Annotated in this window: 23 protein-coding genes and 1 pseudogene; 17 read left to right on the plus strand and 7 right to left on the minus strand. The window is 69.4% G+C overall.

Going from position 1 to position 23,505, the window contains the following annotated elements; translation table 11 throughout:
* The first annotated feature begins 52 nt into the window (after nt 1–52).
* From HCR12_RS05890 to der, 14 genes are all read left to right on the plus strand, one after another.
* The gene (locus tag HCR12_RS05890; protein WP_166869720.1) at nt 53–982 is read left to right on the plus strand and encodes an NAD kinase; all 930 of its coding nucleotides are present in this window, start codon (nt 53–55) and stop codon (nt 980–982) included.
* Complete coding sequence (gene recN / locus HCR12_RS05895) at nt 979–2,679, plus strand: DNA repair protein RecN (RefSeq protein WP_166869719.1); 1,701 nt, start codon at nt 979–981, stop codon at nt 2,677–2,679. The genes HCR12_RS05890 and recN overlap by 4 nt, the downstream gene beginning before the upstream one ends.
* Nucleotides 2,680–2,746: 67 nt before the next feature.
* A complete protein-coding gene (locus HCR12_RS05900; RefSeq protein ID WP_166869718.1) occupies nt 2,747–4,486 on the plus strand; it encodes a CTP synthase in 1,740 nt (579 codons plus the stop codon).
* Nucleotide 4,487: 1 nt separating this feature from the next.
* The gene (locus HCR12_RS05905; RefSeq protein ID WP_370589337.1) at nt 4,488–5,081 is read left to right on the plus strand and encodes an NUDIX domain-containing protein; all 594 of its coding nucleotides are present in this window, start codon (nt 4,488–4,490) and stop codon (nt 5,079–5,081) included.
* Complete coding sequence (xerD, locus tag HCR12_RS05910) at nt 5,068–5,997, plus strand: site-specific tyrosine recombinase XerD (RefSeq protein WP_166869717.1); 930 nt, start codon at nt 5,068–5,070, stop codon at nt 5,995–5,997. Before HCR12_RS05905 ends, xerD begins: the two co-directional genes overlap by 14 nt.
* 91 nt (nt 5,998–6,088) lie before the next feature.
* On the plus strand, nt 6,089–6,982 hold the full coding sequence (locus tag HCR12_RS05915; RefSeq protein WP_166869716.1) for a ParA family protein: 894 nt from the start codon (nt 6,089–6,091) through the stop codon (nt 6,980–6,982).
* 83 nt (nt 6,983–7,065) lie between these two features.
* Nucleotides 7,066–8,952 carry an ABC transporter ATP-binding protein gene (locus tag HCR12_RS05920; protein ID WP_166869715.1) on the plus strand — a complete coding sequence of 629 codons (1,887 nt, stop codon included), beginning with the start codon at nt 7,066–7,068 and terminating at the stop codon, nt 8,950–8,952.
* Nucleotides 8,949–10,760, plus strand: a complete 1,812-nt coding sequence (locus tag HCR12_RS05925; RefSeq protein ID WP_224763692.1) for an ABC transporter ATP-binding protein — start codon at nt 8,949–8,951, stop codon at nt 10,758–10,760. The genes HCR12_RS05920 and HCR12_RS05925 overlap by 4 nt, the downstream gene beginning before the upstream one ends.
* A 53-nt stretch (nt 10,761–10,813) precedes the next feature.
* Nucleotides 10,814–11,659 carry a segregation and condensation protein A gene (locus HCR12_RS05930; RefSeq protein WP_166869714.1) on the plus strand — a complete coding sequence of 282 codons (846 nt, stop codon included), beginning with the start codon at nt 10,814–10,816 and terminating at the stop codon, nt 11,657–11,659.
* Entirely contained in the window at nt 11,649–12,281 is a 633-nt protein-coding gene (gene scpB / locus HCR12_RS05935; protein WP_166869713.1) for an SMC-Scp complex subunit ScpB, read from the plus strand. Before HCR12_RS05930 ends, scpB begins: the two co-directional genes overlap by 11 nt.
* A complete protein-coding gene (locus HCR12_RS05940) occupies nt 12,278–13,102 on the plus strand; it encodes a pseudouridine synthase (protein ID WP_166869712.1) in 825 nt (274 codons plus the stop codon). Before scpB ends, HCR12_RS05940 begins: the two co-directional genes overlap by 4 nt.
* Nucleotides 13,099–14,190, plus strand: a complete 1,092-nt coding sequence (locus tag HCR12_RS05945; protein WP_166869711.1) for a prephenate dehydrogenase — start codon at nt 13,099–13,101, stop codon at nt 14,188–14,190. The genes HCR12_RS05940 and HCR12_RS05945 overlap by 4 nt, the downstream gene beginning before the upstream one ends.
* Entirely contained in the window at nt 14,187–14,867 is a 681-nt protein-coding gene (gene cmk / locus HCR12_RS05950; protein WP_166869710.1) for a (d)CMP kinase, read from the plus strand. The genes HCR12_RS05945 and cmk overlap by 4 nt, the downstream gene beginning before the upstream one ends.
* Entirely contained in the window at nt 14,864–16,402 is a 1,539-nt protein-coding gene (gene der / locus HCR12_RS05955; protein ID WP_166869709.1) for a ribosome biogenesis GTPase Der, read from the plus strand. The genes cmk and der overlap by 4 nt, the downstream gene beginning before the upstream one ends.
* Nucleotides 16,403–16,552: 150 nt before the next feature.
* Here the strand turns inward: der and HCR12_RS05960 are convergent, their stop codons facing one another.
* From HCR12_RS05960 to HCR12_RS05975, 4 genes are read right to left on the minus strand one after another with little or no spacing between them, the layout of a single operon-like run.
* Nucleotides 16,553–16,912, minus strand: coding sequence for a hypothetical protein (locus tag HCR12_RS05960; RefSeq protein ID WP_166869708.1), 360 nt, complete (start codon nt 16,910–16,912; stop codon nt 16,553–16,555).
* 53 nt (nt 16,913–16,965) lie between these two features.
* Nucleotides 16,966–17,382, minus strand: a complete 417-nt coding sequence (locus tag HCR12_RS05965; RefSeq protein ID WP_166869707.1) for a roadblock/LC7 domain-containing protein — start codon at nt 17,380–17,382, stop codon at nt 16,966–16,968.
* Complete coding sequence (locus HCR12_RS05970) at nt 17,379–17,942, minus strand: GTP-binding protein (protein ID WP_166869706.1); 564 nt, start codon at nt 17,940–17,942, stop codon at nt 17,379–17,381. Before HCR12_RS05970 ends, HCR12_RS05965 begins: the two co-directional genes overlap by 4 nt.
* On the minus strand, nt 17,943–18,722 hold the full coding sequence (locus HCR12_RS05975; protein WP_166869705.1) for a hypothetical protein: 780 nt from the start codon (nt 18,720–18,722) through the stop codon (nt 17,943–17,945).
* 204 nt (nt 18,723–18,926) lie between these two features.
* Here HCR12_RS05975 and HCR12_RS05980 point away from each other — a divergent pair, with 204 nt between their 5' ends.
* Entirely contained in the window at nt 18,927–19,880 is a 954-nt protein-coding gene (locus HCR12_RS05980) for an L-lactate dehydrogenase (RefSeq protein ID WP_166869704.1), read from the plus strand.
* Here the strand turns inward: HCR12_RS05980 and HCR12_RS05985 are convergent.
* Together HCR12_RS05985 and HCR12_RS05990 are read right to left on the minus strand one after the other, a co-directional pair.
* Entirely contained in the window at nt 19,873–21,756 is a 1,884-nt protein-coding gene (locus tag HCR12_RS05985) for a heavy metal translocating P-type ATPase (RefSeq protein WP_224763693.1), read from the minus strand. The genes HCR12_RS05980 and HCR12_RS05985 overlap by 8 nt on opposite strands.
* Nucleotides 21,753–22,331 (minus strand): HhH-GPD-type base excision DNA repair protein, encoded by a 579-nt coding sequence (locus HCR12_RS05990; RefSeq protein ID WP_166869703.1) that lies wholly within the window; start codon nt 22,329–22,331, stop codon nt 21,753–21,755. The genes HCR12_RS05985 and HCR12_RS05990 overlap by 4 nt, the downstream gene beginning before the upstream one ends.
* Before the next feature lie 140 nt (nt 22,332–22,471).
* Between HCR12_RS05990 and HCR12_RS05995 the strand changes: the two genes are divergently transcribed.
* Together HCR12_RS05995 and HCR12_RS06000 are read left to right on the plus strand one after the other, a co-directional pair.
* On the plus strand, nt 22,472–23,002 hold the full coding sequence (locus HCR12_RS05995; protein ID WP_166869702.1) for a hypothetical protein: 531 nt from the start codon (nt 22,472–22,474) through the stop codon (nt 23,000–23,002).
* Nucleotides 22,999–23,316, plus strand: a complete 318-nt coding sequence (locus HCR12_RS06000) for a hypothetical protein (RefSeq protein WP_166869701.1) — start codon at nt 22,999–23,001, stop codon at nt 23,314–23,316. The genes HCR12_RS05995 and HCR12_RS06000 overlap by 4 nt, the downstream gene beginning before the upstream one ends.
* A gap of 81 nt (nt 23,317–23,397) precedes the next feature.
* Here HCR12_RS06000 and HCR12_RS06005 read toward each other — a convergent pair.
* Nucleotides 23,398–23,499, minus strand: a pseudogene (locus HCR12_RS06005) (HhH-GPD-type base excision DNA repair protein); the annotation flags it as partial.
* Nucleotides 23,500–23,505: the final 6 nt, after the last annotated feature.

Consider the following 23,505-nt stretch of genomic DNA (forward strand, 5'->3'; position numbering starts at 1 on the left):
GGCATGGGGAGATCTCCCGGACGCGGTCGGCTGTTTCCGACAGAATGGGGAGATGACCGATGACGCGCGCCACATCCTCGTGGTTGCCCACACCGGCCGTGAGGATTCGCTCGAGGCTGGCATCCACGTATGCCGCCGGCTCCTCGCGGCAGGGCTCACGCCTGTGGTGTCGGCTGAGGAGATCGAGGATCTGCGCGCCGCCGCGCCGGATCTCGCGCCGCTGGCCGGGCTCGGCACGCATGTGCCGCTCGACGCGCTCGAGCTCGTCGTCGTTCTGGGGGGCGACGGCACGATCCTGCGCGCCGCCGAGCTCGTCCGGGCGGCGGATGTGCCGCTGCTCGGTGTGAACCTCGGGCACGTCGGCTTCCTTGCCGAAGCCGAGCGCGAGGACCTCGACGAGACCGTGCATCGCATCCTCCAGCGGGACTACGTCGTCGAGGAGCGCATGACACTCGCCGTGCGCGTGAAGCGCGGCCGCACGGTCATGTACGAAACCTGGGCGCTCAACGAGGCGACGGTCGAGAAGGCGGCGCGCGAGCGCATGCTCGAGGTCGTCATGGAGATCGACTCGCGCCCCCTGTCGAGCTTCGGCTGCGACGGTGTCGTCGTGTCGACCCCCACCGGGTCGACGGCCTACGGGTTCTCGGCGGGGGGCCCCGTCGTGTGGCCGAGCGTCGAGGCGATCCTCGTCGTGCCGCTGTCGGCGCACGCGCTCTTCGCGAGACCGCTCGTGGTCGGGCCGGAATCGCCGGTCGCGATCGAGCTCCTCGACCGCTCGCAGGGAAGCGGCGTGCTGTGGTGCGACGGTCGCCGCCCCTTCGATCTGCCGCCCGGTGCCCGCGTCATCGTGCGCCGCTCCGACAAGCCCGTGAAGCTCGCCCGGCTGGCGCCTCGTCCGTTCGTCGATCGGCTGGTCAACAAGTTCGCGCTTCCGGTCGCCGGATGGCGCGGCCCCGTGAGCGAGGAGAACGGTCGACCGTGATCGAAGAGCTCTCCATCCGAGACCTCGGCGTCATCGGGCAGGCCCGGCTGCCGCTGGGCGCAGGATTCACCGCCGTGACCGGCGAGACGGGCGCCGGCAAGACGATGGTCGTGACGGCCCTCGGGCTGCTGCTGGGTGAACGCGCCGACGCGGGTGCGATCCGCTCGGGCAGCGCGCAGGCGAGCGTCGAAGGGCGCTGGCTGGTGCCCGACGGCGGCGCGGTCGCGGAGCGCGTGCGCGAGGCGGGCGGCGAACTCGACCCCATCGGCGACGGCAGCTCCGAGCTGATCCTCGCCCGTACGCTCTCCGCCGAAGGACGCAGTCGCGGCATCGTCGGCGGTCGTTCCACACCTGTGGGTGTGCTGGCGGAGCTCGGTGAGCAGCTCGTCGTCGTGCACGGTCAGTCCGAGCAGCTGCGGCTGCGCTCGGCGACGGCGCAGCGGGACGCGCTCGACGGGGCGGCCGGCTCGGCGCATCGGGCGCTGCTCGACGAGTACGCCGTCGCCTATCGCACGTGGCGGGCGCTCGCGACCGAACTCGACGCGCTCACGACGGCGCGCGACGACCGCGCACGCGAGGCGGAGATGCTGCGCGCCGACCTCGCCGAGTTCGCGGAACTCGCACCGCGCCCCGGCGAAGACGACGAACTCGCCGCCACGGCCGAGCGGCTCGGGAATCTCGAGGAGCTGCGCCTCGCGGCGACGCTCGCGCAGGAATCCGTCTCGACGCAGTCGGGGGAGGACCGGCCGGATGCCGTGAGCCTCATCGAGGAGGCGCGCCGGGCGATCGCCCGCGTCGTGGATCACGATGCCGCGCTCGCCCCCGTGCAGGATGCGCTCGACAACGTCTCGTACCAGCTCGCAGAGGTCTCGAGTGAGCTCTCCCGCTACCTCGGCGGCCTCGACGTCGACGGTGCGCGCGAGCTGGAGTCGGTGCAGGAGCGGCGCGCGGCCCTCGCTGCCTTCGGGCGCAAGCACGGCGGCAGTGTCGACGAGGCGATCGCCGCGCTCGATTCGGCGGGGCTCCGGCTGCTCGAGCTGGATGGCGACGATGACCGCATCGTGACGCTCGAGGTCGAGGTCGATGACGCCGCTGCACGCGTCGAGCAGCTCGCCGAGCAGGTATCCGCCGGTCGTCGCGCCGCCGCAACCTCGCTCTCCGAGCGCGTGAGCGCTGAGCTCGCGGCTCTCGCGATGCCCGACGCGCGTCTCGTCGTCGAGGTCGATGAATCCGAACTCGGCCCCTCAGGGCGCGACCGCGTGTCGTTCCTGCTTCGCCCGCACGCCGGATCCGATCCGCGTCCGCTGGCGAAGGGTGCGTCGGGAGGTGAGCTCTCTCGCGTGATGCTCGCGATCGAGGTCGTCCTCGCCGCGGAGGGCACGGTGCCGACATTCGTGTTCGACGAGGTCGATGCGGGAGTGGGCGGCGCAGCGGCGATCGAGATCGGCCGGCGACTGGCGAAGCTCGCCGAGACAGCGCAGGTGATCGTCGTGACGCACCTCGCCCAGGTCGCGGCGTTCGCGAACAACCACCTCGTGGTCGTGAAAGACGGCGACGGCACGGTGACGGCGTCGAGCGTGCGCCGTGTCGACGATGACGCGCGCGTCGCCGAGATGGCGCGCCTGCTGTCGGGCCTGCCCGACTCCGCCACGGGGCTCGAACACGCCCGCGAGCTGCTCGACATCGCGGCTGGCTGAGGAATTTCGTCGCCGTTTCGCGCGCGTCGAGCACATCGTCAGCAAAAGTGAATTACGCTGAAACCCCGTGGTGAACAATCCCGGATCAGCCGTTACCAAGCACATCTTCGTCACTGGTGGAGTCGTCTCCTCCTTGGGTAAGGGCCTCACCGCCGCGAGTCTGGGCAATCTGCTCACCGCGCGCGGCCTGCATGTCGTGATGCAGAAGCTCGACCCCTACCTCAACGTGGACCCGGGCACCATGAACCCGTTCCAGCATGGCGAGGTGTTCGTCACCGATGATGGTGCCGAGACCGACCTCGACATCGGCCACTACGAGCGCTTCCTCGACATCAACCTGAGCGAAGCGGCGAACGTCACCACCGGTCAGATCTACTCGAACGTCATCGCCAAGGAGCGCCGCGGCGAGTACCTCGGCGACACCGTGCAGGTCATTCCGCACATCACCGACGAGATCAAGCGCCGCATGCGTCTGCAGGCGCAGCCGGGCGAGGACGGCACGCCCGCTCCCGACGTCATCATCACCGAGATCGGCGGCACGGTCGGCGACATCGAGTCGCAGCCGTTCATCGAGGCCGCGCGCCAGGTGCGCCACGAGCTCGGACGCAAGAACGTGTTCTTCGTGCACGTCTCGCTCGTGCCCTACATGGGTGCGTCGGGGGAGCAGAAGACCAAGCCCACCCAGCACTCCGTCGCGGCTCTTCGTTCGATCGGCATCCAGCCTGACGCGCTCGTGCTGCGCAGCGACCGCCCGGTCTCCGAGCCGAACAAGCGCAAGATCGCGCTCATGTGCGACGTGGACGAGCGGGCCGTCGTGAACGCCGTCGACGTGGCGTCGATCTACGACATCCCGACGATGCTGAACCGTCAGGGCCTCGACGCCTACATCATCGATCAGCTCGACATCGCCACGGCCGGCGAGGTGGACTGGGACCGCTGGTCGGACCTGCTGAAGGCCGTGCACGAACCCGCCCACGAGGTCGAGATCGCCCTTGTCGGCAAGTACATCGACCTTCCGGACGCGTACCTCTCGGTCACCGAGGCGCTGCGCGCGGGTGGGTTCGCCCACCAGACGAAGGTGAAGCTGCGCTGGGTCGCCTCGGATGAGTGCGAGACCCAGGAGGGCGCCGCTCGCATGCTCTCGGATGTCGACGGCATCTGCGTGCCGGGCGGCTTCGGCGTGCGCGGCATCGAGGGCAAGCTCGGCGCACTGCGCTTCGCACGCGAGAACGGCATCCCGACGCTCGGACTCTGCCTCGGACTGCAGTGCATGGTCGTGGAGTACTCGCGCAACATGGCGGGGCTGCCGGGCGCGAGCTCGTCCGAGTTCGACCCCGACACCGAGTTCCCGGTCATCGCGACGATGGCGGAGCAGATCGACATCCTCGAGAGCGGCGACCTCGGCGGCACGATGCGCCTGGGCCTCTACGAGGCGCAGCTGAAGCCCGGTTCGATCGTCGAGGAGCTCTACGGTGCTCCGGTCGCGCAGGAGCGTCACCGCCACCGCTACGAGGTCAACAACCGCTACGTCGACCGCATCGCCGAGGCGGGCCTCGTGATCTCGGGCACCAACCCCGAGCACGGGCTGGTCGAGTTCGTCGAGCTTCCGCGCGAGGTGCACCCGTTCTACGTCGCCACCCAGGCGCACCCGGAGCTGCGTTCGCGCCCGAACCGCGCGCACCCGCTGTTCCGCGGGCTCGTGGGTGCGGCGCTGGAGCGTCAGCAGGCCACCCGCCTGTTCGAGGTGGAGGGTGGCGAAGGCGTCGAGGGCGAGCCCGTCATCGACATCATCGCCGCCGAGGTCTGAGGTGACGCTCTCGGCTGAGGCACGGGCGGCGCTCGTCGACGGGCCTCTCGCCGATCTGCCGGATCCGGCGGAGGTGGTGGCATCCGAGCTCGTGTACGAGGGGCGGGTGTGGGACATCCGCCGCGACCGCTTCCGCTTCGGTGACCACGAGCTCGTCCGCGATTACATGGATCACACCGGAGCGGTGGCGGTGCTCGCGCGCGACGACGAGGATCGGGTGCTGCTCATCAACCAGTACCGCCACCCCATCCGCTCGCGTGACTGGGAGCTTCCCGCAGGGTTGCTCGACATCGACGGCGAGGATCGCCAGTCGGCAGCGGAGCGAGAGCTTGCAGAGGAGGTCGATCTCGTCGCCTCGGAGTGGCGCGAGCTCATCACCTACGCGACGTCGCCCGGAGGCAGCGACGAGACGATCACGATCTTCGAGGCGCGTGGCCTCTCCGCCACCCCGGTGGCGTTCGAGCGCACCGACGAGGAGGCCGAGATCGTGCTGCGATGGGTTCCCCTCGCGGAGGCAGTCGAGGCGGCGCTCGCGGGTCGCATCCGCAACTCGGTCCTTCTGCTCGCGGTGCTGACCGCCCATGCTCGCGGCTGATCTGACACGCCAGCTCGATCGCTACGTGCGGCACGTGGCGATCGAACGGGGACTGTCCGAGAACACGATCGCGGCGTATCAGCGCGACCTGACGGCGTTCGTCGAGGCGCTGCGCGCGCGCGGCATCGCGGATGCGACCGCGGTGGATGCGGAGTCGGTGCGCAGCTATGTCGTGGGCCTGCGGGAGCGCGCGACACCGCTGTCGCCGGCGTCGACGGCGCGCATCGTGTCGTCGATCCGCGGTTTCATGCGCTTCCTGGTGGAGGAGGGCGTCCTCTCCCAGGATCCGGCCGAGTCGCTGCTCGTGCCGAAGCAGCCTAAGCGGCTGCCGAAGGCGCTGAGCGTCGCGCAGGTCGAGGCGCTGCTCGCGGCGACCGATGGCGATGACCCCGTGCGGATGCGCGACAAGGCGCTTCTCGAGCTGCTGTATGCGACGGGCGCGCGGGTGTCGGAGGCCGTGACGCTCGACGTGGATGACCTGGTCGGGGCGGAGGGCACGCCCGAGCTGATCCGGGTGATCGGCAAGGGCGACAAGCAGCGCATCGTGCCGCTCGGGAGCTTCGCGCGCTCGGCTGTGGAGGCGTACCTCGTGCGTGCGCGACCTCTTCTGGCCTCGGGAGGCTCGGCGACGCCGGCGCTGTTCGTGGGGGCGCGCGGCGCGCGGCTGAGCCGGCAGAACGCCTGGCTCGTCATCCGTGCCGCAGCGGAGCGCGCGGGGATCACCACGGATGTCTCGCCGCACAGTCTGCGCCATTCGTTCGCGACGCACCTGCTCGCGGGCGGCGCCGACGTGCGCGTCGTGCAGGAGCTCCTCGGGCATGCGAGCGTCGCGACGACGCAGCTCTACACCCATGTGTCGATCGACGGGCTCCGTGACGCGTATCAGCAGGCCCATCCGCGTGCCCGAGCGCAGTGACGTTCAAGCTCTGGTTAAGGGTGAGGTGAACCCGGTCGCGGTGCGCCTGTCGCGCCGCGGAGGGTCTCGATCACGGACGTAGACTCGCCCCATGAGTGCGCAGCGGGAGGACGTCACAGAGCTCTCCGGGTTCGAAGATCTCGGAGTCGAACTCGGCCCCACGGGCCGTCCGCTCACCCGATTCGCTGAGCCGCGCCCGCTGTCCAGTCACGGCCCGGCGCGCATCATCGCGCTCTGCAACCAGAAGGGCGGCGTCGGCAAGACGACGACGACCATCAGCCTCGGTGCGGCCCTCGCGGCGTACGGACGCCGGGTGCTCGCGGTCGACTTCGACCCCCAGGGCGCGCTCTCCGCGGGCCTCGGTGTGCCGACGCACGACGTCACCACGATCTACGATCTGCTGCTCGGCACCGCCAAGGACGCGAAGGCCGCCGTCCAGTCCACATCGACCCCCGGCCTCGATGTCATCCCCGCCAACATCGACCTCTCGGCGGCGGAGGTGCACCTCGTCAACGAAGTCGCTCGCGAGATGATCCTGGCGCGCGTTCTGCGCCAGGTGAGCGATGACTACGACGTCATCCTCATCGACTGCCAGCCCTCGCTCGGGCTGCTCACCGTCAACGCGCTCACGGCCGCCCACGGCGTGCTGATCCCGCTCGAGTGCGAGTTCTTCGCGCTTCGCGGTGTCGCGCTGCTCGTCGAGACGGTCGACAAGGTGCGCGACCGCCTCAACCCGGCGATCAAGCTCGACGGCATCCTCGCCACGATGTACGACTCCCGCACGCTGCACTCGCGCGAGGTGCTCGAGCGCGTCGTCGAGGCGTTCGGCGACCGCGTGCTCGAGACGGTCATCAACCGCACCGTGAAGTTCCCGGATGCCTCGGTCGCGGGGGCCCCCATCACGACCTACGCGCCCGACCACCAGGGCGCCGAGCAGTACCGCCAGCTCGCGCGCGAACTCGTGCACCGCCAGGCCGTGGCCTGAGCCTGCGATCTGATTCACCGCGCGTCTGCTGGCGCGCCCCCTCCCGGATCCACTAGCGTGGCGCCCTCGGAGGGAATTGAGCGATGCTGTCACGCTGGTGGAATGACGCGGTACGGCCGCGTCTGAGCCTGCTCGCGCTGATGCGGCGGGGGCCAGCCTGGCTGGTCTCGCTGCTCGTGGTCCTCAACCTCGTCTCGGGGCTTCTTCCTGTCGCGTTCGTGCTCGCCACGAGCACCCTCATCGCTCTCGTCCCGGCGGTCGTCGCCGAAGGGCCGGGCGGCGCAGCGTGGGGCTCTCTCGTGGTCTGGTTCGTCATCGCGGCGGCGATCTTCACGGTGCAGCAGCTGCTCGGGCCCGTCGTGGGAGCGCTCTCACACCTGCTGAAGCGCCGACTCGACGGTCTCGTCCGCGACGACCTCGTGCGCGTCGCCTCGTCGACGACCGGTATCGCCGTTCTCGAGGATCAGGAGTTCCTCGACCACCTCGACGCCGCCACCCGGTTCCTCGAAGCGGACTGGGCAACTCCCGGATCGGGGTCGAGCGGGCTCGTCGCACTCCTCGCTCGGTACACCCAGCTCGTGGGACTCGTCGCGATCGTGAGCGCCGTCGTCGGCTGGTGGGCGGGACTCGGCATCCTGTTCGTGACGCTCATCTTCCGCTACGGGCAGCGCGGCGGCATGCGCAAGTACTCGACCGTCTGGGACGACGTCGCGCGGGACAGCCGCGAATACGAGTACTTCCTCGACCTCGGAACAGGCCCGGCGTCCGCGAAGGAGCTGCGCGTCTTCGATCTCGCGTCGTGGATCGCCGACCGTACGCGCGCCCCCTACCTCGCGATGTTCGGACGCGTGGCGGCGGAGCGTCGGCGCATCTTCTTCCGCCCGTACATCGGCTTCACGATCGCGGGACTCGTCGTCGTGCTCGGCGTGCTCATCGCCATGGCCGTGCTCGCGAGCGATGGAGCGATCGACATCGCGGGCGTCGCGCTCGGCACGCAGGCCGTCGCGCTTGCGGTCATGCTCGGCCAGTACTACCCCGAAGCCGATGTGCTGACGCAGTTCGGCGCCCAGATCCTCGCCGCGATCCAACGAGTCGAGAAGCGCCGTGACGAGCTCACGTCAGATGACGTCGGCACGGCGGAGGCGGCAGGAGACGCTGACGCACTGCCCCTCGGCGAGCCGCTCACCATCCGCTTCGAGAACGTCTCGTTCCGCTACCCCGGCAGTTCGCGACCCGTGCTCGACGGGCTCGACCTCGAGCTCGCGGCTGGACGCTCGACAGCTCTCGTGGGCGTGAACGGCGCTGGCAAGACGACGCTCGTGAAGCTCCTCACCCGACTGTACGAACCGACGAGCGGGCGGATCACGGCGAACGGCGTCGACATCCGCGACCTCGACCCGAACGTGTGGCGACGCTCGGTGTCGGTCATCTTCCAGGACTTCGTGCGGTACGAGCTCTCCGCGCGCGACAACATCGCGCTCGGCGCCGTCTGGGCCGACGCGGGGGAGGACGCCGTGCACCAGGCCGCGGAGCGCGCGGCGATCTCGGATGTGCTCGACGAGCTGCCGGGGGGCCTCGACACGGTGCTGTCGCGCGGCTATGACGGGGGCGTCGACCTCTCGGGCGGGCAGTGGCAGCGGGTCGCGATCGCGCGGTCGCTGTACGCGCTCGGGCAGGGGGCCGGCGTGCTCGTGCTCGACGAGCCGACGAGCGCCCTCGACGTGCGCGCGGAGGTGGAGTTCTTCGATCGCTATGTGGAGATCACCCGCGGTGCCACATCCCTGCTGATCTCGCACCGCTTCTCGTCGGTGCGCCGCGCGGACCGCATCGTCGTGATCGCCGACGGGCGCGTCGTGGAGGACGGCGACCACGCGAGCCTGCTCGACGCGGATGGGCACTACGCCCGACTGTTCCGACTGCAGGCGGACCGCTTCGCCCGCGGGCTCGGCGCCGAGGAGGCGGAGGAATGACGACGACGACACCGGAGACCGCCGTGCGCGGCGGCATGCTGCGCGGCATCGGCGCGCTCGCGGCGATGAGCTGGCGCGAGCGCCCCGGGCGGATGCTGCTGGCGGGGGTGCTCGTGCTGCTGCAGGCGGTGGCGGTGCCGCTCGCCGCGAGTGCGCTGAGTGCGCTCACCGACCGCGCCCTCGACGGGAACGCAACCGGCGCCGTCACGGCCGCGGTCGTCGCGGGTGTGCTGCTCATCGCCGCGCTCACGGCGGGGCACTTCGCGCACATCTTCCACTTCGAGCTGGGGGAGGCGGCCGAACTCGCACTGCAGCGGCGCCTCATCCTGCTGTCGAACGGCTCCGCGGGCCTCGCGCACCACGACCGCGCCGACTACGCCGACCGCCTGCAGGTGCTGCGGCAGGAGGTGGGGCGCACACGGGAGATGGTGGAGACGCTGTTCAACGCCTTCTCTCTCGCGATCGCGATGACGACGACCGCCGTGCTCCTCGCACTCGTCTCGCCCTGGCTGCTGCTCCTGCCGCTCGCCGCGATCCCGCCTCTGCTGCTCGGGCGCCGGGCCGAGACGATCCTCGCCACCGCGCGCGAAGCGGCCGCGGGCGACACTCGCCGTTCCTGGCACCTGCTGCGGCTCGCGATCTCGGCGGGTTCGGCGAAGGAGCTGCGCGCGGGAGGGCTCGCGAGTGAGATGCGCCGCCGCCAGAGCGTGTCGTGGGACGCGGCGAGCCGCATCCTCGATCGCTCCCAGGGGCGCGCTCTCGTGCCGTGGCTCGCCGGCCAGCTGGTGTTCTCGGTGGCGTATGTGGGCGCGACCCTGCTCGTGGTGGCGCAGGCCGCCGAGGGGCGGGCGAGTGTCGGCGACGTCATCCTCGTGATCATCCTCGCCGGCCAGGTGAACCAGCAGGTCGCCGCGGCCGTCGGGGTGCTGCAGCAGCTCCAGCGCGGCGCGCGCATGATGCGCACGGTCGACTGGGTCGAGGAGCTCGTGCATCGCGACGACCCACTCGCCCCGCGCCCCGTTCCCGAGCGGCTGAGCGACGGCATCCGTCTCGATGGTGTGGCATTCGGCTACCCCGGCACCGACACGCGCATCCTCGACGGCGTCGACCTGGTGCTGCCCGCGGGCACGACGGTGGCCATCGTCGGAGAGAACGGCGCGGGCAAGACGAGCCTCGTGAAGCTTCTGTGCCGGTTCTACGACGTGGATGCCGGGAGTCTCACCGTCGACGGCATCGACGTGCGCGAGTTCGCGGTCGATGAATGGCGCACCCGCATATCGGCGGGCTTCCAGGACTTCGTGCGGTTCGAGCTCGCCGCGCGTCGCTCGATCGGCATCGGCGCCCTCGAAGCCATGGATGACGACGCGGCCGTGCGGGATGCCCTGCACCGCGCCCGCTCCGAGTCGCTCCTCGAACGGTTCGACGACGGTCTCGACACGCTGCTCGGCAAGAGCTACCACGACGGCACCGAGCTCTCGGGGGGCCAGTGGCAGAAGGTCGCGCTCGCGCGCGCGATGATGCGCGAGCGGCCCCTGCTGCTGGTGCTCGATGAGCCGACGTCGGCGCTCGATGCGCAGGCCGAGCACGAGCTGTTCGAGCAGTACGCCGACACCGCCCGCCGTGTGGGTGCGCAGACGGGAGCCGTGACAGTGCTCGTCTCGCACCGCTTCTCGACCGTGCGGATGGCCGACATCATCGTCGTGGTCGCGGATGGCCGGATCGTGCAGGCAGGCAGCCATGACGAGCTCGTCGCCACGGGCGGGCTCTACGCCGAGCTGTACGAGCTGCAGGCTGCGTCGTATCGCTGACCGCGGGCCCGCCGCGGCGGGGAACCACAGGTGCGGCAACTAGACTCGCCCTCATGCAGGAGGCGCTCGCGGCGGTCGACGAGACCGCGCCCGACGACACCTCCGCGACCCCGGAACCGACGAGGTTCCGCCTGACGCTGTCCAACTTCGACGGGCCGTTCGACCTCCTGCTGTCGCTCATCACGAAGCACGAGCTCGACATCACCGAGATCTCGCTCTCGAAGGTCACCGACGAGTTCATCTCCTACCTCAAGGGTCTCAACGGCGTCGAGGAGCTCGACCAGGCGAGCGAGTTCCTCGTGGTGGCCGCGACGCTCCTCGACCTCAAGGTCGCCGGGCTCCTTCCGCAGGGCGAGCTCGTCGACGCCGAGGATGTGGCGCTGCTGGAAGCCCGCGACCTGCTCTTCGCCCGTCTGCTTCAGTACCGCGCCTTCAAGGAGGCCGCCCGCTGGTTCGAGGGTCACCTCGTCGCCGAGTCGCAGCGGCATGCGCGTTCGGTGCGCCTCGAGGAGAAGTACCGCCGTCAGACGCCGGAGCTCGTGTGGACGCTGAGTCTGCATGATTTCGCGGCGCTCGCGACCTTCGCGATGACGCCCAAGGCGATCCCTGTGGTCGGCCTCGATCATCTGCATGCGCCGCTCGTGTCGATCCGCGAGCAGGCGGCGATCGTCGTGACCCTGCTGCGGTCGCGGGAGGTCACGAGCTTCCGCGAGCTCATCGCGGGCGCCGATCTGCGCGGTGTGGTCGTGGCGCGATTCCTGGCCGTGCTCGAGCTGTACCGCCACGCGGCGATCAGCTTCGAGCAGCTCGAGCCGCTCGGCGAGCTCACCCTGCGCTGGACGGCGGCGCACTGGAACGATGAACAGCTTTCGACCCTGGGGGCCGACTATGACCGATGAGACCGAGGCGACCGGAGGCGTCGCGACCGCCGAGACGGAGGTCGACGAGCCCGCGCGCGCATACACGCCCGAGGAGATCGAACGCCGTCTCGAGGCCGTGATGCTCATCGCCGACGAGCCGCTCCCGATCGTGACGCTCGCGACCGCCCTCGGCGCTCCGGTCACTGAGGTCCGAGCGGCGATCGCACGCCTCGTCGCGGACTACGACGGTGCCTCCGGCGGCCCGCGCCGTGGCTTCGAACTGCGTGAGGTGGGCGGCGGCTGGCGCCTCTACGTCCGCTCCGAGCACGACGATCTCGTGCGCGACTTCGTGCTCACGCAGAGCCCCACGAAGCTCTCGCAGGCAGCCCTCGAGACCCTGGCCGTGATCGCGTACAAGCAGCCCATCAGCCGCAGCTCGGTCGCGGCGATCCGCGCGGTCAACGTCGACTCGGTCGTGCGCACGCTGCTCGGTCGCGGCCTCATCACCGAGGCGTTCACCGACGCTGAGACCGGTGCCATCAACTACGAGACGACGCCCCTGCTGCTGACCCAGCTCGGCATCAACTCGCTCGATGAGCTGCCGCCGATCTCACCGCTGCTTCCCGACGGCGCCGACGGATTCGACGAGGTGGCGCGATGATCGAGGAGCCCACAGGCGAGCGCCTGCAGAAGGTTCTCGCGGCCGCGGGGGTTGCGTCGCGGCGCGTGTGCGAGGAGTACATCGCACAGGGACGGGTGTCCGTGAACGGCGAGGTCGTTCTGGAGCAGGGGCGTCGCATCGACCCGCTCGTCGACCGCGTCGAGATCGACGGCACGCCTGTGCAGGTGGACAGCGAGAAGCGCTACCTGATGCTCAACAAGCCCAAGGGCGTCGTGAGCACGATGTCGGATGAGCGCGGCCGCCCCGATCTGCAGCCGTACGTCGAGCAGGCCGGGGAGCGCGTCTTCAACGTCGGCAGACTCGACGCCGAGACCACGGGCCTGCTCGTGCTCACGAACGACGGCGAGCTCGCGCACGTGCTCGCGCATCCGTCGTTCGGTGTGGAGAAGACCTACCTCGCGACCGTGAACGGCGTCGTCCGCCAGGAGACGCTGCGTCGCCTCATGAGCGGCGTCGAGCTCGAGGATGGTCCGATCGCCGCCGACAAGGCGCGCGTGATCGGCGAGTCGTCGGGCGGACGCACGATCGTCGAGCTCACGCTCCACTCGGGACGCAACCGCATCGTCCGACGCATGATGGCCGAGGTCGGACACCCCGTGATCGATCTCGTGCGTCGCCAGTTCGGTCCGCTGCACCTGGGCTCGCTGCCCGCGGGTCGCATGCGCGACCTCACGCGCGCCGAGGTCGGCGCTCTGCTCGGCCTCGCCCGATCGCCGCAGACCGCGGGGAAGCCCGAGAAGAAGACGCAGCCCCGCTCGGCGAACCGCAACCCCACCTCACGACAGGGACGCACTCGATGACCGATCGTCGCCTCGCCGAGCAGGTGCGCATCGTGGGCTCCGGCCTGCTGGGCGCCTCCATCGGACTCGGACTGACCGCTCGCGGCGTCGACGTCATCGTCGACGACGCCTCGCCGTCGACGCGCGCGCTCGCGATCGCCTATGGTGCGGGACGCGCGCCCGCCGAGGGCGACGCCCCGGGGCTCATCGTCGTCGCCGTTCCGCCGGACGTCACCGCTGATGTCGTCGCGCGTGAGCTCGAGAGCTTCCCGGAGGCGCTCGTCACGGATGTCGCGAGCGTCAAGGTCGCGCCGCTCGACGAGCTGCGTGCGCGCGGCGCCGACCTCAGCCGCTACCTCGGCACCCACCCCATGGCAGGGCGCGAGCGCGGGGGAGCGGTGTCGGCGCGTGCCGACCTCTTCGTCGGCCGCCCGTGGATCCTCGCCGGACACGACGGCATCAGCTACCGCCGTGCCGCGGCGATCGAGGACATGATCCTCGACCTCGGCGCCGTTCCGATCGAGATGGATGTCGCGGATCACGACGCGAGCGTCGCACTCGTCTCGCACGCCCCGCAGCTCGTCGCCAGCCTGCTCGCCTCGCGTCTGCGCGAGGGCCGCGGCACCTCGCTCGGCCTCGCCGGGCAGGGACTGCGCGACACGACCCGCATCGCCTCGAGCGACCCCGCGCTCTGGGTGCAGATCCTGGGCGCGAACGCGGGCGAGATCGTCAAGGTGCTCGCGCCGCTGCGCGACGACCTCGACCGCGTGATCGCGGCGCTCGACGACCCCGAAGCTCCCGCATCCCGGCGCACCCTCGCCGAGACGCTCGCCGCCGGCAACGACGGCGTCGCCCGCATCCCGGGCAAGCATGGTCAGGACAAGCGCTTCACGGCGCTCGTCGTGAAGGTCGACGACACCCCAGGACAGCTCGCGCGACTCCTCACCGAGATCGGCGAGGAGGGCGTGAACATGGAAGACCTCCGTCTCGAGCACTCGCCCGAAGCCAAGGTCGGATTCGCCGAGATCTCGGTCGTGCCGGAAGCCGCACACTCCCTCGCGACCGCGCTCGAACAGCGCGGCTGGACCCTCATGGAGGCAGAACGTTGAGCCCCGTCGTCGTCGCCGTCGATGGCCCCGCCGGATCCGGCAAGTCGAGCGTCAGCAAGGCCGCCTCGCGCGCCCTCGGCTACGCGTTCCTCGACACGGGGGCCGCGTATCGCGCGCTCACCTGGGTCGCGCTCGAGCGGGGAATCGCGACTGACGACTCGGACGCCGTCGTGGCGCTGCTCGACGGCTTCACCTATGAGACCGAGGTGACCGACGCGGGAACCGTCGTGCGGGTGGGCGATGCGGATGTCACGACCGCGATCCGCGAGCCCCGGATCTCGGCCGTCGTGAGCGATATCGCGCGGGTCCCCGAGGTGCGCGCGGCCCTCACCGACGCCTTCCGCCGCATCATCGCCGCGAGCTCCGCGCCCGGCATCGTCGTCGAAGGTCGCGACATCACGACCGTCGTCGCCCCCGACGCTGAGGTGCGCATCCTGCTGACGGCCGACGAGGCGGTTAGAATTGCCAGACGATCGGCCGAACTCGCGCCCGGATCCGCCGCTACCGCGGATCAGCTGCGCGAACGCGACCGGCGGGACGCCCAGGTGGTCGACTTCCTGACCGCGGCTCCCGGCGTCACCACGATCGACTCCACACATCTCGACTTCGACCAGACCGTTCAGGCGGTCGTCGATCTGGTGCAGAGCACCATCTCCCACCGACAGGACACGACATGACCGAGCGCGAACACGATACCGCGGCCGAGTACGACGCCGACGACGCCTTCGAAGCGATCGACCCCGAACTGACCGAGCGCCTCGCTGAGCTCGACGACGACGTCGCCGAGCAGCGCGCCGCCTCCCTGCGTGCAGGGCTCGCGGATTACGACCTCGACGAGGAGGACCTCGACCTGCTCGAAGCCCTCGGCGAGGACGGCGACGGCATCACCTACATGCCGGCGCTGCCCGTGCTCGCGATCGTCGGGCGCCCGAACGTCGGCAAGTCGGCTCTCGTCAACCGCATCCTGGGTCGCCGTGAGGCTGTCGTGCAGGATGTGCCCGGCGTCACCCGCGACCGCGTCTCGTACAAGGCCGAGTGGATGGGGCGTCGCTTCACCCTCGTCGACACGGGCGGCTGGGAGCCGGACGCACAGGGCATCAACGCCTCCGTCGCGGCGCAGGCGGAGGTCGCGGTCGACCTCGCCGACGCTGTGCTCTTCGTCGTCGACATCAACGTGGGCGCCACTGCCACCGACGAGCACGTCGTGCGCATGCTGCGCGGCACCAAGAAGCCCGTCATCCTCGTGGCCAACAAGTCCGATGACCTTGTCAAGGACCCGCTCGCCGCCGAGCTGTGGAGCCTCGGCCTCGGCGAGCCGTGGCCTCTCTCGGCCGTGCACGGCCGCGGCGTCGCCGATCTGCTCGACCACGTCATGACGATCCTCCCCGAGGTGTCGGCCGTCGCCAAGCAGGAGATCGGCGGACCCCGTCGCGTCGCGATCCTCGGTCGCCCGAACGTCGGCAAGAGCTCGCTGCTCAACAAGGCCGCGGGTGAGGAGCGCGTCGTCGTCAACGAGCTCGCGGGCACCACGCGCGACCCCGTCGACGAGCAGGTCGAACTGGGCGGCAAGATCTGGACCTTCGTCGACACCGCCGGCATCCGCAAGCGCGTTCACCTGCAGCAGGGTGCCGACTTCTACGCCTCGCTGCGCACGAGCGCCGCGCTCGAGAAGGCGGAGGTCGCCGTCGTCGTGCTCGACGTGACCGAGTCGGTGAGCGTGCAGGACCTGCGCATCATCGATCTCGTGCTCGAGTCGGGACGCGCGCTCGTGCTCGCCTACAACAAGTGGGACCTTCTCGACGACGAGCGTCGCCGGTACCTCGAGCGTGAGATCGAACAGGACCTCGCGCACGTCACCTGGGCGCCGCGCGTCAACATCTCGGCGCGCACGGGCCGTCACCTCGAGAAGCTCGTGCCTGCTCTCGAGACCGCTCTCGAGAGCTGGGACACCCGCATCCCGACGGGCAAGTTCAACGCCCTCCTCGCCGAGCTCACCGCCGAGCACCCGCACCCCGTGCGTGGTGGCAAGCAGCCGCGCATCCTGTTCGGAACGCAGGCGTCGACGCGTCCGCCGACCTTCGTGCTCTTCACCACCGGATTCCTCGACCCGCAGTACCGCCGCTTCATCCAGCGCCGCCTGCGCGAGGTGTACGGCTTCGAGGGCACCCCGATCATCGTCAACATGCGTGTCCGGGAGAAGCGCAAGCGCTGACGCGCTTGCGCTTCCGGGGAGATCATTTCTCATCTCCCCGCCGGACACGCCGCGGCCCTCTCGGCCGCGGGCAGCCAGTTCACGAGTGCCGTCATGGGAAGCGCTGGCTTCCGCTTCCGGGGAGAACATTTCTGATCTCCCCGGGCACGCTCAGATTTCGAGGGAGCCGTCGGCCTTCTTGACGTTGAGGCGCGCCATTGCGAGATTGGCGCGCGAGCTGTCGAGCACGAGGTAGATGAACATCTCGGGGTTGCTCGCGAGCGGTCGGATGATGTGGTACTGGGTTGTGAGCGTGATGAGGATGTCGTCGATCTTCTCGTCGAGTCCGAGCGCCTTGATGGTCGTGAGCTTCGCGCGCACCACTTCGGTGTTGCCGGCGGCGGCGACGTCGAGATCGACGCCGTTGCCAGCGCGCCCGAGAAGCATGCCGGAGGAGCTGTCCACGAGGGCGGCGCTCGTGGCGCCGTCGGTCTTGAGGAGCGCTTCGAGTACTTCTCTGACTTCGGCCATGTCCTTGTTCCCCCTGCTTTCGGTTCGTCGATTCCGCCGGACGGTCGGCGGAGTCATGCTGCGGGTGTCGCAGCGGTTGAGGCGCGGATGCGCCCGAGTCGCTCCGCGCTGACGCGCGAAACCGACAGTGCTTTGCCGAGCGTCTCGGCATGGTCGAAGACGGCGGCGAGCACGAGCGGCAGCCCGGGAACCCGTCGTTGGATGATGTGGCCTCCGCGGGAGGCGATGATGACATAGTCGCTCTCGCCGACCTCCATCTCGCGTCCGACGGCGTCGGCGAGGGCCTGCACAGAGCTCGACATGCCTGCGAGGCCTCCGTCGTCCTGGTGGCTTGCCGGGTAACTCGCGACCTCGAATCCGTCGTCGGTCACGAGAGTCGCGAACACGAGCGACGGGCAGGTGGCTTTGAGCGCGTCGAGCGCGGCGCGTGCCGCGTTGATGATCTCCTTGTCCTTGTGCGCCGCGGTCATGTGCCGCTCCTTCCTGTCGTGAGTCGGGCTTCCATCTCGATCGTCGCGACGAGACTCATGAGAGCGAGCCGCATCTGCCCTCCGTCGCGCGGGTCGACGGGCAGCACGGGGATCATCCGACCGGGGCGGATCGCGTTGACGGTTGCGGCGATCTGGTCGAGCGTCGGGTTCCGTGCGATCTCGGACCGGGTCACCCCGATCACGGCGCTGCCGTTGTCGATGAGGTCGGAGAAGGCCTCGAGGTGTTCGGCGACGTCAGCCAATGGGTCGCCCGAGCTGTTGTCGATGAGGATGATGAGTCCGATGGCGCGGTCGATGAGGATGCGCCACATGAATGCGAAGCGCTTCTGGCCGGGAAGGCCGTAGATGCGCAGCTTCTCCTCGTCGCTGACGATGATCTCGCCGTAGTCGAGGGCGACGGTCGTGGTGTCCTTGTCGGCGGTCTCGCGGTCGCTGTTGATCGCTTCGGTGTGGCGCACGCGGCTGTCGCTGACGGCGCGGATGGCGGTTGTCTTGCCGACGCCCATCGGGCCTGCGATGAGGATGACGTGTTCGGACATCTACAGCCCCAGGCTTTTGCGCAGGCGGGAGAAGAGCCCGTGGGAGGAGTGCTTCTCGCCGGAGTGCCGGGCCAGGGCTGGCCCGGGGGCCGTCCGCTGGTCGGGCGACGGCTCTGATGCGTGGGCCGCGTCGACCCGCGGCGCGTCGGCGCGGGGAGCGGGCGGCGCGGCTGTTGCGGTGGTGAGCAGACCCATGAGGCTGAGTGCATTGACGGTGCGCTGCGCGCGCGCGAGCGGCACGTCGGCTGCGTCGGCGAGCTCATCGACGGTGATCATTGCGGCGCCGAGAGCGGCGAACATCTTGATCGTGTCGAGCTCCACGGCGAGCCGCGTGATTCGGGGCCAGCGAACGAGCCGGTACCGGTCGGTGGGCCACAGCCAGGTGGCGCGCTCGTCCCCGAAGGAGAGCTCCCCGATGTGCCAGAGCACCGCGTCGAGGTCGCCGAGGGGGCCGAGCACGGGCGGCGCGGATTCGAGTGGATGCGTCTCGACGTACACGGCGGCAGGGGCCGCAGGAAGCTCGTCGGAGGGGATGCCGCTGTAGCCGTCGACGCGCGGATCGATGACGATCGACCCGACGCCGACCACCTCGATGCGCAGGAGGACCTGGGCGGGCATGCGACGCACGGCGTGGATGGCCGTGGCAGTCGCGGCCCAGCCGCTCGCGTCGGGAGCGAGGGTGGGTGCGGGGCTCGCAGAGGTGCGGAATGGGCCATCGGCGGGTGGCGTGGCCGGGCTGAAGACCGGAGTCTGGGTGACGGCGTCGTGCGATGCCGTCATGCGGATTCACCGCGTCTGCTCATCCGGCGCCCCTGCCTTCGCATCCGGGATCCGCCGTCGGACCCGTGCCCTCACGGTAGGGAGTGGACGCACATGTCGGGAGACCCCTCAATTGGGGGCCGACAGGCTGGTGCGTGACATGACATCATTTGACGCCGAGCGAGCGGTCTCGACGCCGCGACGCGGATGCGTGATGATCGACCCATGTCCGTCATCGAGAACTCCAAGCTCACCGTCATCGGAGCGGGGGCTGTCGGCAGCTCGCTCGCGTACGCGGCGCTCATCCGCAACTCCGCCCGCGAGGTCGCGCTCTACGACATCGATGGCGCTCGCGCCGAAGCGGAGGTGCTCGATCTGGCGCACGGAACGCTCTTCACGGGCTCGTCGGCGATCACGGGCGGCGGGGACCTCGATGTTGTCGAGGGGTCGAATGTCGTCGTCATCACGGCGGGAGCGAAGCAGAATCCCGGTCAGACGCGACTGGAGCTCGCGGGCGTCAACGTGGGCATCATCCGCGACCTCATGCCGAAGCTCGTGGAGCGCGCGCCGAACGCCGTCTACGTGATCGTCTCGAACCCGTGCGATGTGCTCGCTGTCGCGGCGCACCGATTCTCGGGGCTCCCGGCCTCACGCGTGTTCGCGTCGGGTACGGTGCTCGATTCGTCGCGCCTGCGGTGGCTGCTGGCGAAGCGGCTGCACGTGGCGCCGTCGAGCACGCACGCGATGATCATCGGCGAGCACGGAGATTCGGAGTTCGCGCTGTGGTCGCAGGCGAGCATCGGGCCCGTTCCGATCTCGCACTGGGATGCCGGCAACGGGCCGCTTCCCCTCCTCGAACTCGACATGATCGCCGACGACGTCAAGAACGCCGCGTACACGGTGATCGCCGGCAAGGGCGCGACCAACTACGCGATCGGCCTCTCGGGTGCGCGCATCGTCGAAGCAGTGCTGCGCGATGAGGGTGCCGTGCTGCCTGTGTCGACGGTTCTGAACGACTATCACGGTGTGACCGGAGTCGCCCTCTCGGTGCCGAGCATCGTCGACGCTCGCGGTGTGAGCCGCGTCATCGAGGTTCCGTTCTCGAGCGAGGAGCAGGCGAAGTTCTCCGCGTCGGCGGAGGCCATCCGCCGCTCGCTCGAGGAGCTCGGGATCAGCTGACCGGGGCGCTCTGCGGTTCGTCGATGATGTGAGCGTCGGCGGAGCGATCGCCTCGGCCGGGATTCGTGGCCCGCAGGGCCGCGAGGATCGTCACGAGGTCGACCCCTTCCTGCAGGAACGCGCCGAGCGTCGCCGGGATCACGCCGAACGATGCGATCAGCATGAGCGCGACGGACACGCCGATCCCCACCCAGATGCTCTGCAGGGCGACGCGTACCGTGCGCCGGCCGATCTCGACGGCATCCGCGACGCGGCTGATGTCGTCGACCAGCAGCACGACGGATGCCGACTGGCTGGCGGCGGTCGCCCCCTTCGCGCCCATCGCGATGCCGACCTCCGCGACCGCGAGCACGGGAGCGTCATTGACCCCGTCGCCGACCATGATCACGGGGCGCTCGGTGAGCGCACGCACCGTGTCGACCTTGTCGGACGGCAGGCACTCCGCTCGAACCGTGTCGATGCCGAGCTCGCGTGCGACATGCTCGGCCGTGGGGCGCGCGTCGCCCGTGAGCATGACCATATTGCGGATGCCGAGGGCGGCGAGCCGGTGGAGAGTCTCCGCGGCATTCGCCCGGAGCACGTCGCTCGCGAGGATCGCGCCGGCGAAGCGGCCATCGATCGCGGCGTAGACGGCGAGCTCGCCGGGGGCGATCTCGGTGGCGCGCGCATCCGGAGCCTGGGAGGCGACGAAGGAGAATTTCCCGACGACGACGCGCTTGCCCCCGATATCCGCCTCGACGCCGTTGGTGGCGAGCTCGCGCGCGAACGTGGCCTCCGTCAGCGGCAGCTGGCGTTCGGCGGCCGCGCGGATGAACGCGGAGGCGAGCACATGGGAGGAGTACTGCTCGGCGCTCGCGACGGCACCCAGCACCTCGTCCGCGGTGAACCCGGGTTCGGCGCGGACCTCGGTGAGCTGTGGCGTTCCGTGGGTGAGGGTGCCCGTCTTGTCGAACACGGCGCTGCGTGCGCTCGACAGCTGCTCGAGCACACTGCCGCCCTTCACGATCAGACCTGCGCGCGCCGAGCGGCTCATCCCTGCGACGAACGCGACGGGGGCGGCGATCAGCAGCGGGCAGGGTGTCGCGAGAACGAGCACCTCGGCGAAGCGATTCGGATCGCCGGACACCGCCCAGGCGATCGCCGCGAGCGCGATCGAGAACACCGTGAACGGCACGGCGAAGCGGTCAGCGATACGCACCACGGGCGCTTTGCTGGCGGATGCCTGGGCGACGAGCGACACGATCTGCTGGTACTGGCTGTCGGCGGCGGCGGCCGTCGCGCGCATCTCGACCGCGATCGTGCCGTTCACGGAGCCGGAGAGCAGCTCATCGCCCGCCGACTTCTCGACGGGGACGCTCTCACCCGTGAGCGAGGACTGATCCACCGCGGTCGACGGCGACAGCAGCACGCCGTCGACGGGCACGAGCTCCGCGGGGCGCACCAGAAGCACATCGCCGACCGCCACCTCGTCGACGGGCACATCGACGAACGTGCCATCACGTGACACGTGGGCGCGCTGCGGCGCGCGGTCGAGAAGCGCATCCAGGTCGCGCTTGGCGCGACGCTCGGCGTAGTCCTCGAGCGCCTCGCCGCCGGTGAGCATGAGCACCACGACGAGGGCCGCCACGTATTCGCCGACGAGCACGGTCGCCACGATCGCCGTCACGGCGAGGATGTCGAGTCCGAATCGTCCCTGCAGGATCTCCCGCACCATCCCCACGAGCTGCCACGCGGCGACAGCGAGAGCGTAGCCGCCGAAGAGGTACGGAACCGCCGCACCCGCTCCCGCGAGAGCCAGGATCCCGCCGAGGAGCGCCACCGCGAGGGTGAGAGTGACGGCGATGTAGCGGCGAGCGAGCCGCGCGACGCGGATCACGTCGTGCGGCCTCGAGCCGCCGCTTTCGCGGCCTTCTTGTAGGCACGGACCTTCGTCAGAGATTCCGCGTCGACGATGTCCGCCACCGAGCGCAGCGACCCCTCCTCGCCGTAGTCGCCTGCAGCCTCCCGCCAGCCGGGGGCGTCGAGGCCGTACTGCTTGCCGAGGAGAGCCAGGAAGATGCGCGCCTTCTGCTCGCCGAAACCGGGGAGGCTCTTCAGTCGAGCGAGCACGGTGGCGCCGTCGGGGGAGTCGCGCGTCCAGATCGCGGCGGCGTCGCCGTCCCACTCATCGACGAGCACGCGGCAGAGCTGCTGCACCCGACCCGCCATCGATCCCGGGAAACGGTGCACGGCGGGGGAGATGCGGAACACCTCGACCAGCCGCTCCGGCGCGAGCTCAGCGATCTCGGCGGCATCCAGCCGGCCCAGCCGCTCGCGGATCTTCTCGGGCCCAGCGAACGCCGTCTCGAGCGGGATCTGCTGGTCCAGCAGCATGCCGATCAGCAGCGCAAGCGGGTTCGTCGTCAGAAGCCCGTCGGCCGCCGGGTCTCCGGTGATGTGGAGTTCAGGCATGGACCTAGTTTGTCAGGTGTTCCTGACACCGCCCGGCATTCTGCGCGCCGCCGGATCGAGGCAAAGAAGCTGCGGGCCGGTGTCTCATATGTAGACATATGATTTATATATGTCATATGCTTCGGTTCAAAGGAGTGATGATGAGTGAAATGCAGGAGATTACGGTGCCAGTGCCGGTGGAGCGCGTGAGTGAGTTCTACCGTTGGTTCGCCGATTGGAGTGACGGCGCGCGGGGTCGAGTTTCGATCGTCGGGGCTCAGGAGAGGGCCACCTCATGTGAGGCCAGCGTGAACGATGAGAGCGATGACGTTGTTGAAGCTGCTTCCAGATGGTGGCGACTGTTGAATCCGTCGGAGCGTGTCATCTGGAATATGTGGATTGATGCCGCCCCCGGCCTTGTTTCTGCCAGCGAGATTGTCGAGCGGCTGAACCTTCGTGATGCGGACAGCATCCGTGGAAAGATCAACCGATTCGCGGGTAAGGGTGGAGCCTCTGGTTTCCCAGTGGGATGGCAGAGCCACGTCATTGATCCGACGACCGGGGACCGGATGTACGGACTCCGAGACATGAACTTGAAGGACCATGATCCGGGCCTGTCGGTAGAGGAGTATGCGGATGTCCTCAAGCAAGCGCGTCTCATAGCGCAGGATTCGGAAGGGTGGAGAGCATGACGAAGGATGTGAAGACGTGGTATTCAATCGGGTCGGCATGGCTCGGGCGTGGTCTTCCGGACGCCAATCTTCCGCTTCTGCGTCGTGTAACCGAGGCCATCATCATCGATCGTTTTGAGTGGACGCCTGGGAGGGACCACATGGTCGCTATCCGCCGCGACGGAGGGAAGCCGCTCAAGATCTATTACGGATACACAACGGGATTTGGCTCTGAGGAGGAAATCCTTGAGTGCGTGGGCGACATCCACAGGTGGCCGACGTCCAAGACTCGGCGGAGCTGGGGCATCACACACCCAGAGAACAACATTCGATGAGCTAGCGCGCACTCGGTGGGGCCGTCGGCTGGGACCTTGTGCGCCGCACCGGCCCCGATGGCCACCAACACCACATGGTTACGCAACATGCTGATCCAGCAGCATGCCGATCAGCAGCGCAAGCGGATCCTCCGAGAGCAGGCGGTCGGCATCCGCGTCGCCGGTCAGATGGAGGGAAGGCATGAACTC

The sequence above is a fragment of the Salinibacterium sp. ZJ70 genome (assembly GCF_011751865.2).
GTDB lineage: Bacteria > Actinomycetota > Actinomycetes > Actinomycetales > Microbacteriaceae > Homoserinibacter.

Coding starts and splice junctions, on each gene's coding strand:
- HCR12_RS05890 (WP_166869720.1), top strand. CDS start 53: ATGACCGATGACGCGCGCCACATCCTCGTGGTTGCCCACACCGGCCGT.
- HCR12_RS05945 (WP_166869711.1), top strand. CDS start 13,099: ATGACCGATCGTCGCCTCGCCGAGCAGGTGCGCATCGTGGGCTCCGGC.
- HCR12_RS05940 (WP_166869712.1), top strand. CDS start 12,278: ATGATCGAGGAGCCCACAGGCGAGCGCCTGCAGAAGGTTCTCGCGGCC.
- HCR12_RS05920 (WP_166869715.1), top strand. CDS start 7,066: ATGCTGTCACGCTGGTGGAATGACGCGGTACGGCCGCGTCTGAGCCTG.
- HCR12_RS05965 (WP_166869707.1), bottom strand. CDS start 17,382: ATGACCGCGGCGCACAAGGACAAGGAGATCATCAACGCGGCACGCGCC.
- HCR12_RS06000 (WP_166869701.1), top strand. CDS start 22,999: ATGACGAAGGATGTGAAGACGTGGTATTCAATCGGGTCGGCATGGCTC.
- HCR12_RS05925 (WP_224763692.1), top strand. CDS start 8,949: ATGACGACGACGACACCGGAGACCGCCGTGCGCGGCGGCATGCTGCGC.
- HCR12_RS05980 (WP_166869704.1), top strand. CDS start 18,927: ATGTCCGTCATCGAGAACTCCAAGCTCACCGTCATCGGAGCGGGGGCT.
- scpB (WP_166869713.1), top strand. CDS start 11,649: ATGACCGATGAGACCGAGGCGACCGGAGGCGTCGCGACCGCCGAGACG.
- HCR12_RS05995 (WP_166869702.1), top strand. CDS start 22,472: ATGAGTGAAATGCAGGAGATTACGGTGCCAGTGCCGGTGGAGCGCGTG.
- HCR12_RS05930 (WP_166869714.1), top strand. CDS start 10,814: ATGCAGGAGGCGCTCGCGGCGGTCGACGAGACCGCGCCCGACGACACC.
- HCR12_RS05915 (WP_166869716.1), top strand. CDS start 6,089: ATGAGTGCGCAGCGGGAGGACGTCACAGAGCTCTCCGGGTTCGAAGAT.
- xerD (WP_166869717.1), top strand. CDS start 5,068: ATGCTCGCGGCTGATCTGACACGCCAGCTCGATCGCTACGTGCGGCAC.
- HCR12_RS05990 (WP_166869703.1), bottom strand. CDS start 22,331: ATGCCTGAACTCCACATCACCGGAGACCCGGCGGCCGACGGGCTTCTG.
- der (WP_166869709.1), top strand. CDS start 14,864: ATGACCGAGCGCGAACACGATACCGCGGCCGAGTACGACGCCGACGAC.
- HCR12_RS05975 (WP_166869705.1), bottom strand. CDS start 18,722: ATGACGGCATCGCACGACGCCGTCACCCAGACTCCGGTCTTCAGCCCG.
- HCR12_RS05960 (WP_166869708.1), bottom strand. CDS start 16,912: ATGGCCGAAGTCAGAGAAGTACTCGAAGCGCTCCTCAAGACCGACGGC.
- HCR12_RS05970 (WP_166869706.1), bottom strand. CDS start 17,942: ATGTCCGAACACGTCATCCTCATCGCAGGCCCGATGGGCGTCGGCAAG.